Genomic DNA, 8912 nt, shown 5'->3' with positions numbered 1-8912 from the left:
CATCGCCCTCCCCTGGCTGGATCGCCGGTGGCGCCCCCGGCCCCGTCGGACCGATCAGACCGATCGGGCCCGTTGCCCGGGTCGACCCAGGGCAGCAGCGTGCCCGAGCGTGGCCGAAACTCCACCATCGCCTGCACCGCCACGCCGCCGGGCAGTTGCAGGCGCAGCGGCTCCGGAACGGCCTGGCGGGCATGCGCGAGCAGCGCCGCCATGGGCATGCCGAACAGCGAAGAGAACGTGTGCGCCTGCAACGCATTGGCCGACATGCCCAGCTGGAACTGCCCGCTGCGGTTGGCGGCGAGGAACCGCCCGTCCGGCGTGAACGCGGCCAACCCCTCCACCAGCGTGCCGAGGAATTCCGTCCGCGCATGGAAGCGCAGCCGAACGGCGTCTTCGAACACCTTGCCGAACAGGTGGTTCTCCACCATCTTGGCCGACATGCGCACCAGCGCCATGGTGTGGGCGCTCTGGCTGCGGTGGTCGCCGCTCACGTCGAGCGCGCCGATCACATGCCCGTGCGGGTCAAGGATGGGCGCGCAGGAACAGGTCAGGAAATGGTTGGCCTGTAGAAAGTGCTCATTGCCGTTGACCTGCAGCGCCTCGCCCAGCGCCAGGGCCGTGCCGATGGCATTGGTGCCCTTGCTGCGCTCGGACCACGCCGCGCCGGGGCGCAGGGCGACCAGGCTCGCCCGGTCCAGGAACTCGTCGTCGCCCAGAGCGTGCAGCACCACACCCTGCGCATCGGTCAGCAGCACCATGCTCTGGGTGCCGGCGATCTGGGCCGACAGCGTTTCCATCACGGGGCGGGCGTGGGCGAACAGCGCTTCGTTGCGGGCCACCATCCAGGCCAGGGCTTCGGCATCCAGGGGCCGCAGGTCCGCCGACTCGTGCCGCCGCAGGCCGAAGGCGGTGGAGCGCTCGTGCGCCTGCGTGATCCGCTGCGCCGCCGAAGCGGCCACTTCGCCCGGCGTCGGGCCGGGCGCACCGAGGGATGCGTTCGTCTCCATGCTGTCTCCTTGGGGCTCTGTCATCGCCCGGCGCTGCATGGCGCCAGGGTGTTGCTTGGGCGACTGGCACCTTACACCAATGGCACGGCCGGGGTGTATCCAAAGCCCTGGCGGTGTCCTCGGTTCACTTTGGCGCCACATCCCGAGCGCTGCCACCTCGCTCACAGCGGTCCGGCAGCCCCTCCAGCCAGCGCACGGGCCACCGCGCCCAGCGCCGCTCCGACATCCTGCTCGACCTTGAGCGACAGCAGCGGATCGGCCCGCGTGCGGCCCCAGTTGACGGCCGCCACGGGCTTGCCCGCGTCCACCGCCATCTGCACGAAGCGAAAGCCCGAATACACCATGAGCGACGAGCCGGCCACCAGCATGGCATCGGCGCGCAGCAGCGCATCGCGGGCGGCCTGCACGCGATCGCGCGGCACGCTCTCGCCGAAGAACACCACATCGGGCTTGAGCGGGCCGGCGCCGCAGCGCGGGCACGGCGGCACATCGAACGCGCTGAAATCCTGGCCTTCCAGGTCGGCATCGCCATCGGGCGCTGCATGCGCATGCAGCGCAGCCCAATCGGGATTGCGGCGCAGCAACTCGTCTTGCAGCTCGGCGCGTGGCAAACGGGCTTCGCAGGCCATGCAGCGCACGGTGTCGATGCGGCCATGCAGATCGATGGTGCGAAGGCTCCCCGCAGCCGTGTGCAGGCCGTCCACGTTCTGCGTGAGCAGCAGTTCCACCCGGCCGGCCGCTTCCAGCGCGGCGAGCGCATGGTGCGCCGGTGCAGGGCGCGCCCGCCCCATCACGCGCCAGCCGATGAAGCTGCGCGCCCAATAGCGGCGGCGCGTGGCGTCGTCGCCCATGAAGGCCTGGAACGTGAGGGGCGGCGGCCGCTTCCAGTCGCCATTGCCGTCGCGGTAATCGGGAATGCCAGCCGCCGTGCTGCAGCCCGCCCCGGTGAGCACGAACACCCGAGGGTGCGCCGCCATGAACTCGGCCAGCGCGTGCACGCCGGCCTCGGCCGGGGGTGGCACGGGCATGGTGGTACTTTCCAAAGGGGACGGAGTCATGGACATCGAAGCCTCCCGCTACATCGCGGGCGCGATGCTTTCCGCGTAGTCGTACAGCGCGCCCAGGATTTCCTCGCCCCGCTCATCCGCCTCGGCGCCCAGTTCGTCCAGCTTGGCGAACAGCTCGTCGAAGGTGAGCGCGCCGCCCGCGCCTTCCATCAGGCAGGCCACGCGGTGGCCCTCCCAGCGCTCCTGGTCGGCCCCGTCCAGCGTGTGCGGGAAATTGCGCGCACGGTAGCGCCACACCAGCTCTTCGAGCCGCTCGTCGTCAAAGCCCGTCTTGGCCAAGGCGAGCTCTTGGGGCGGCAGGGCACGCAGGCGGTTCAGCCGGCGACGGTCCTCGTTGCCGACGAAGCCGCCGTACAGGTCCTGGTCCACGTCCGGTGCGGCTTCCTGCGGCCGCGTGAACACGCTGGCCCAGATGGCGCTCATGTCGGGCAAGGCGCGCGCCACCTCGGCATGGCCGGCGGCCCGCTCGAGATCGACGGACCAGCGCTGGGCCATCTGGGGCGTCAGCGTGTTGACGTTGCCCACCACCATCGGCGACTTGTTCAGGTGCACGGTCTTGATGGGCAGGCGCGTCACGCCTTCGGGCAGCGCATCCGCCCGGCTGAACAGCCGCTCGCGGATCGCCTCGGCGCCCAGCAGGGCCAGTTCGGACGGATCGTGGGCCAGGTCCCAGGCGATCAGTTCGTTCTTGTTGGTGGGGTGGCTGGCGAGCGGCCACATCACCGCGACGCAGCCGCGCTCGGCAGGAAACATGCCCGAGATGTGCAAAAAAGGCCGTGCGGTGTCGGCCGTGGCGGGCAGGCGCAATTCGGCGGCCACGCGGTCTTTTTTTGTGCAGCCCCAGCGCGAACTCGAACAGCTTGGGCTGCCGGTCGCGGATCAGCCGGGCCAGGCCGATGGTGGCGCGCACGTCGGAGAGCGCATCGTGCGCGGCCTCGTGCGCCAGGCCATTGGCCTTGGACAGGTGTTCCAGCTTGAAGCTGGGGGAGCCGTCTTCCTTCTTCGGCCAGACGATGCCATCCGGGCGCAGCGCGTAGGCCATGCGCACCACGTCGAGCAGGTCCCACCGGCCGCACTGGTTCTGCCATTCCCGGGCATAGGGGTCCATCAGGTTGCGCCAGAACATGAACCGCGTGATCTCGTCGTCGAACCGGATGGTGTTGTAGCCGACGCCGATGGTGCCGGGCAGCGCCAGCTCGGCCTCGATGCGCGCGGCGAATGCGTGCTCCGGCAGGCCACGCTCCAATGCGACCTGCGGCGTGATGCCGGTGATCAGGCACGACACCGGGTCGGGCAGGTAATCGGGCGCGGGCTGGCAATAGACCATCAGCGGTTCGCCGATTTCGTTCAGGTCCGCATCCGTGCGGATCCCCGCGAACTGCGCGGGGCGGTCACGGCGCGTGTTGGCGCCAAAGGTTTCGTAGTCGTGCCAGAAAAAGGTATGCATGAAATCGTGCAGCCGGTAACACCGAAGCCCGCAAGTATGCCGGGGCGCGGGACAATAAGGCATGCAACGACGCCTTGCCCCCTCCTCGCCCCTCCGTCTCTCCTCCAGAACCCGCGCAGCCCACTGGCTGGTTCCGCTGGCCGCCGCGGCGGCCCTCGCAGGCTGTGCATCGGCGCCGCGCGCCCAGCCTCCGAAAGCTGCCCCGGCCCACGCCGCCCCTGCCGTTCCGCCTCCGCAGCCCGCAGTGTCACCACCGGCCGTGATACCTTCCGCACCTCCCCCGGTCCAGGACGCCGCGGCGCCTGCGGTCAGCCCCGAAGAAGCCGCTGCGGCCGAACAGGCCGGTTTCGCCGCATGGATCACGGCCTTCACCCAGGACGCGCTGGCGGCCGGGATCCGGCCCGATACCGTGCAGACGGCCCTGGCCGGCGCGCAGTTGCAACAGCGGGTGATCGAGCTGGACCGCGCGCAGCCCGAGTTCACGCGCACCCCGTGGGCGTACTTGGACAGTGCTGTTTCTGCCCAGCGCATCGCCCAGGGCCAGGCCAAGCGGGCCGAATACGCGGCGCCGCTCGAAACCGCGGCTGCGCGGTACGGCGTGCCGGCCTCGATCGTCACCGCCATCTGGGGCATGGAAAGCAACTACGGCGGCAATTTCGGCACCTTCCGTGCCGTCGATGCGCTGGCCACGCTGGGGTTCGAGGGCCGCCGCGCCCAATGGGCCCGCAACGAACTGCTGGCGGCGCTGCGCATCCTGGACCAGGGCGATATCGCGGCCGACCGCATGATCGGATCGTGGGCGGGCGCCATGGGCCACACGCAGTTCCTGCCATCCGTGTTCCTCGCCTACGCGGTCGACGCCGACGGCGACGGCCGCCGCGACATCTGGGGCAGCATCCCCGATGTGGCGTCGTCCACCGCCAACTACCTGGCCAGCTCCGGCTGGCGCAGCGGACAGCCCTGGGGTATCGAGGTGCAGCTGCCGCCGGGTTTCGATCACGCCCGCGCCGAGAACACCGTGCGCCAGTCGTCCGCGCAGTGGACCGCGGAAGGCGTGGTGGCCATCGACCGGCAACCCCTGCCCGACCTGGGTGCGGCGTATGTCATCGCCCCCGCGGGTGCGCGCGGGCCGGCCTTCCTGGTGGGCGACAACTTCCGCAGCATCCTGCGCTACAACAACTCAGTGAACTACGCCCTGGCAGTGGGCCTGCTGGCGCGGCAGATCGAGGGCGGCACGGGCGTGGTGGCCCCCTGGCCGCGGGATTTGCAACCCCTGTCGCGCAGCCAGGTGAAAGACCTGCAGACAGCATTGAACCAGCGCGGGTTTTCCGCCGGCACGGCGGACGGCGTGATGGGCCCCGCCACGCGCGCCGGCCTGCGCCAGTTCCAGCAGAGCATCGGCGTGGTGGCCGACGGCTATCCCACCTTGGAGTTGCTGCAGCGGCTGATGGCGCCGTGATGCAGATCGGTGCCGCCTGACCTTGCCCTGAGCGGCCTGCAAGCCAGGGCAAGGGTGGAAAAGAAAAAGCCCGCGGCGAACGCGGGCTTTTTCATATCAGGCGGCCACCATCGGCGTCCGGGTAATCCGTCGGCCGATCAGTCTGCCGTGGCCTCTTCCGGCTCGGCCGGCTCGGATTTCGCCGAGCGCTCCCGCTTGGGCAGCGGCTGGATGTCCAGCAGCACCTCGGGCGTTTCCACGCCTTTTTCGTCCGTCTTCACCTCGATGTCCACCGTGAGGCGGCCACCTTCGGTCAGGCGGCCGAAGAGCAGTTCGTCGGCCAGGGCACGGCGGATGGTGTCCTGGATCAGGCGCTGCATCGGGCGGGCGCCCATCAGCGGATCGAAGCCCTTCTTGGCCAAGTGCTTGCGCAGCGTGTCGGTGAAGGTCACCTCCACCTTCTTCTCGCTCAACTGGGTTTCGAGTTGCAGCAGGAACTTGTCCACCACGCGCAGAATGATCTGCTCGTCCAGCGCCTTGAAGTTCACGATGGCATCCAGCCGGTTGCGGAACTCGGGCGTGAACAGGCGCTTGATGTCGCCCATTTCATCGCCCGCCTGCCGCGGGTTCGTGAACCCGATGGTGGCCTTGTTCATGGTCTCGGCACCCGCGTTCGTCGTCATGATGATGATGACGTTGCGGAAGTCGGCCTTGCGCCCGTTGTTGTCGGTCAGCGTGCCGTGGTCCATCACCTGCAGCAGCACGTTGAAGATGTCCGGATGCGCCTTTTCGATCTCGTCGAGCAGCAGCACGGAGTGCGGCTTCTTCGTGACTGCCTCGGTCAGCAACCCACCCTGGTCGAACCCGACATAGCCCGGAGGCGCACCGATCAGGCGGCTCACCGCATGGCGCTCCATGTACTCGGACATGTCGAAGCGGATCAGCTCGATGCCCATGATGTAGGCGAGCTGCTTGGCCGCCTCGGTCTTGCCGACGCCAGTGGGGCCGCTGAACAGGAACGAGCCGATCGGCTTGTCGCCCTTGCCCAGGCCCGAACGCGCCATCTTCACGGCGGAAGCGAGCACCTCCAGCGCCTTGTCCTGGCCGAACACCACGCTCTTGAGGTCGCGCTCGATGGTCTGCAGCTTGCTGCGGTCGTCGTTGGACACGTTCGCGGGCGGGATGCGCGCGATCTTCGCCACGATTTCCTCGATCTCGGCCTTGCCGATGGTCTTCTTGCGCTTGCTGGCCACCTGGATGCGTTGAGCCGCGCCGGCTTCGTCGATCACGTCGATCGCCTTGTCGGGCAGGTGACGGTCGTTGATGTACTTGGCCGACAATTCGGCCGCTGCCTGCAGCGCCGCCGCGGCGTACTTCACGCTGTGGTGCTCTTCGAAGCGCGACTTGAGCCCCTTGAGGATGTCCACCGTTTCCTGCACGGTCGGCTCCACCACATCGACCTTCTGGAACCGGCGCGACAGGGCCGCGTCTTTTTCGAAGATGCCGCGGTACTCGGTGAACGTGGTCGCGCCGATGCATTTGAGCTGGCCGCTGGAGAGCGCCGGCTTGAGCAGGTTGGACGCGTCCAGCGTGCCGCCCGAGGCCGCACCGGCGCCGATCAGCGTGTGGATTTCGTCGATGAACAGCACCGCATTGGGCTTGTCCTTGAGCGACTTGAGCACACCCTTCAGGCGCTGCTCGAAATCACCACGGTACTTGGTGCCCGCCAGCAAGGCGCCCATGTCGAGCGAATACACGACCGCCTCGGCCAGGATTTCCGGCACGTCGTTCTGCGTGATGCGCCATGCCAGGCCCTCGGCGATGGCCGTCTTGCCCACGCCGGCTTCGCCCACGAGCAGCGGGTTGTTCTTGCGGCGCCGGCACAGGATCTGGATCGTGCGCTCGACCTCGTAGTGGCGGCCGATCAGCGGGTCGATCTTGCCGTCCTTGGCCGCCTGATTGAGGTTCTGGGTGTACTGCTCGAGCGGCGAGGCTTTCTCGTTGCGCTCGCCACCGCCACCGCCCTCTTCGCCTTCTCCCTGGTTCTCAGGCTTGGCGGGTTCCGGCGGCTCGCCTTTCTTGATGCCGTGGGCAATGAAATTGACCACGTCCAGGCGCGTGACGCCCTGCTGGTGCAGGTAGTACACGGCGTGCGAATCCTTCTCGCCAAAGATGGCCACGAGCACGTTGGCGCCCGTGACTTCCTTCTTGCCGTTGCCCGTGGACTGCACGTGCATGATGGCGCGCTGGATCACGCGCTGGAAACCCAGCGTGGGCTGCGTGTCCACCTCGTCGGTGCCGGCGACCTGAGGGGTATTGTCTTTGATGAAATTGGCCAGCGATGAACGCAGATCATCGATGTTGGCCGAACATGCGCGCAGCACCTCGGCTGCGCTGGGGTTATCTAGCAGTGCAAGCAGCAGATGCTCCACGGTAATGAACTCGTGGCGCTGCTGGCGGGCCTCGACAAAGGCCATGTGCAAGCTGACTTCCAGTTCCTGGGCAATCATGTGAACTCCTTTGTGCTTGCGTGGAAGGGATTACTGTAGATCGGGACCAAAGGCCGTTTATTCAACAGGCTCGCTGAGGCATTGCAGCGGATGCCCCGCCTTGTGGGCCGCCTCGCGGACCTGCTCCACTTTGGTGGCGGCGACATCGCGGGAATACACCCCACATACGCCTTTGCCGTCCAAATGGATTTTCAGCATGATCTGCGTGGCGGCTTCCCGGTCTTTGCTGAAGAATTCCTGCAGCACGACGATGACGAATTCCATCGGCGTGAAGTCATCATTGAGCATGACCACCTGAAACATTTGCGGCGGCTGGGTCTTTTGCGTGCGACGTTCGAGCACGACCGAACCGCCATCATCCCGCGCTGGCGTCCTGGTGGGCGGAGCGGGGGTGGGGGAAGGTGGTTTAGTTGCCATGGATTTCATTCTAGCGAGCCACGGCGGTCTACGCAGCCTCTCCCATGTAGTGATCATCCAACGGTGTTTCAAGCCCCATCCTCGCCGGGTCAGCCTGCGTCGTACACCACATTGACCGAACCGGTGCCGGCCTGGGCGCTCCAGGCCGCCAAAGCGGCGTCGGAGGGGAAGAAACGGCTGCCCTCACCCAGTTGCAACTCTGCCACGGCCTGGCCTTGGCCGGCCTTGCAGCGGATGCCCATGCGCACCCGAAGGCCGTGCACCAGCACCTCGCCCTGCTCGGTTTCCTGTCGACGGGGCGGGAATTCGCGCACCAGGCGCTGCACGTCCGGCGCGGTATCCCCGATGGCGACCTGCAGGTAGCGTCCGAACTTGGCCCGAGCCCCCGCCAGGTCCCACACCTGCTGCACCTTCACCCGCAGCCCGCCACTGAAATGGTCGAGCTGCAGGCGGCCGCTCATGACGACGAACTCGTCGTCCTTCAGCATGTCCCGGTGGGCGTTGACCACGTTCTCGTCGGCCGAGGCTTCGATGGTGGCCGACTTGTCGTCCAACTTGAACAGGGCCAGCCGGCCCCGCTGCCCGTTGATCACCCGAAAGTCGCTGATGATGCCCGCCAGGATCTGGGGCTCGCGGCTGTCGAGCAGTTCGTCGATCTGCGTTCGTACGAAACGGCGCACCTCACTGGCCACCTCGTCGAACAGGTGGCCCGACAGGTAAAAGCCCACGGCCGTCTTTTCCTGCGTGAGGCGCTCCTTCACACCCCAGGGCACCATCTCGACGAGTTCGGGCTCCTGCGTGCTCGAGCCGTGGGCGTCCTCGCCCATCATGTCGAACAGGCCGCCCTGGTTGGCATTGGCCAGCGTGGCGTTCGCAAAGTCGAACGCCCGGTCGATCGAGGCGACGAGCGAGGCCCGATTCATGTTCATGGTGTCGAACGCACCCGCCTTGATGAGCGCCTCCAGCGTGCGCTTGTTCAAGCGCGTGCGGTCCACGCGGACGCAGAAGTCGAACAGGCTGGTAAAA

Annotated in this window: 6 protein-coding genes and 1 pseudogene; 1 reads left to right on the top strand and 6 read right to left on the bottom strand. The window is 67.4% G+C overall.

What is annotated here, in order from left to right; all coding sequences use genetic code 11:
- The 3 genes and pseudogenes from AC27KI_RS15235 to sbcB form a co-directional block, all read right to left on the bottom strand.
- Window positions 1–1007, bottom strand: a 1007-nt coding sequence (locus AC27KI_RS15235; protein WP_487114562.1) for a sigma-54-dependent Fis family transcriptional regulator, incomplete at its 3' end; no start/stop codon positions are given.
- 161 nt (window positions 1008–1168) lie between these two features.
- Window positions 1169–2035: an NAD-dependent protein deacetylase gene (locus AC27KI_RS15230; RefSeq protein ID WP_487089432.1), complete on the bottom strand. Its 867-nt coding sequence runs from the start codon at window positions 2033–2035 to the stop codon at window positions 1169–1171.
- 48 nt (window positions 2036–2083) lie between these two features.
- Window positions 2084–3521 (bottom strand): annotated as a pseudogene (gene sbcB / locus AC27KI_RS15225) (exodeoxyribonuclease I).
- 61 nt (window positions 3522–3582) lie between these two features.
- Between sbcB and AC27KI_RS15220 the strand changes: the two are divergent.
- Window positions 3583–4980, top strand: coding sequence for a lytic murein transglycosylase (locus AC27KI_RS15220; protein ID WP_487114560.1), 1398 nt, complete (start codon window positions 3583–3585; stop codon window positions 4978–4980).
- A gap of 137 nt (window positions 4981–5117) precedes the next feature.
- On the opposite strand, the gene clpA is transcribed toward AC27KI_RS15220, so the two are convergent.
- The 3 genes from clpA to AC27KI_RS15205 all read right to left on the bottom strand — a co-directional run.
- The gene (clpA, locus tag AC27KI_RS15215; RefSeq protein WP_284430838.1) at window positions 5118–7469 is read right to left on the bottom strand and encodes an ATP-dependent Clp protease ATP-binding subunit ClpA; all 2352 of its coding nucleotides are present in this window, start codon (window positions 7467–7469) and stop codon (window positions 5118–5120) included.
- 57 nt (window positions 7470–7526) lie between these two features.
- Window positions 7527–7895 (bottom strand): ATP-dependent Clp protease adapter ClpS, encoded by a 369-nt coding sequence (gene clpS / locus AC27KI_RS15210; protein ID WP_272563803.1) that lies wholly within the window; start codon window positions 7893–7895, stop codon window positions 7527–7529.
- Window positions 7896–7975: 80 nt separating this feature from the next.
- The coding region (locus tag AC27KI_RS15205) for a helix-hairpin-helix domain-containing protein (RefSeq protein WP_487114558.1) at window positions 7976–8912 on the bottom strand (937 nt) is incomplete at its 5' end.

It is taken from the genome of Acidovorax sp. KPB24-03, assembly GCF_057546605.1.
Note: the sequence above shows the minus strand (reverse complement) of the source record. Positions and strands in the feature narration are given on the sequence as shown.

Coding starts and splice junctions, on each gene's coding strand:
- AC27KI_RS15220 (WP_487114560.1), top strand. CDS start 3,583: ATGCAACGACGCCTTGCCCCCTCCTCGCCCCTCCGTCTCTCCTCCAGA.
- AC27KI_RS15230 (WP_487089432.1), bottom strand. CDS start 2,035: ATGCCCGTGCCACCCCCGGCCGAGGCCGGCGTGCACGCGCTGGCCGAG.
- clpA (WP_284430838.1), bottom strand. CDS start 7,469: ATGATTGCCCAGGAACTGGAAGTCAGCTTGCACATGGCCTTTGTCGAG.
- clpS (WP_272563803.1), bottom strand. CDS start 7,895: ATGAAATCCATGGCAACTAAACCACCTTCCCCCACCCCCGCTCCGCCC.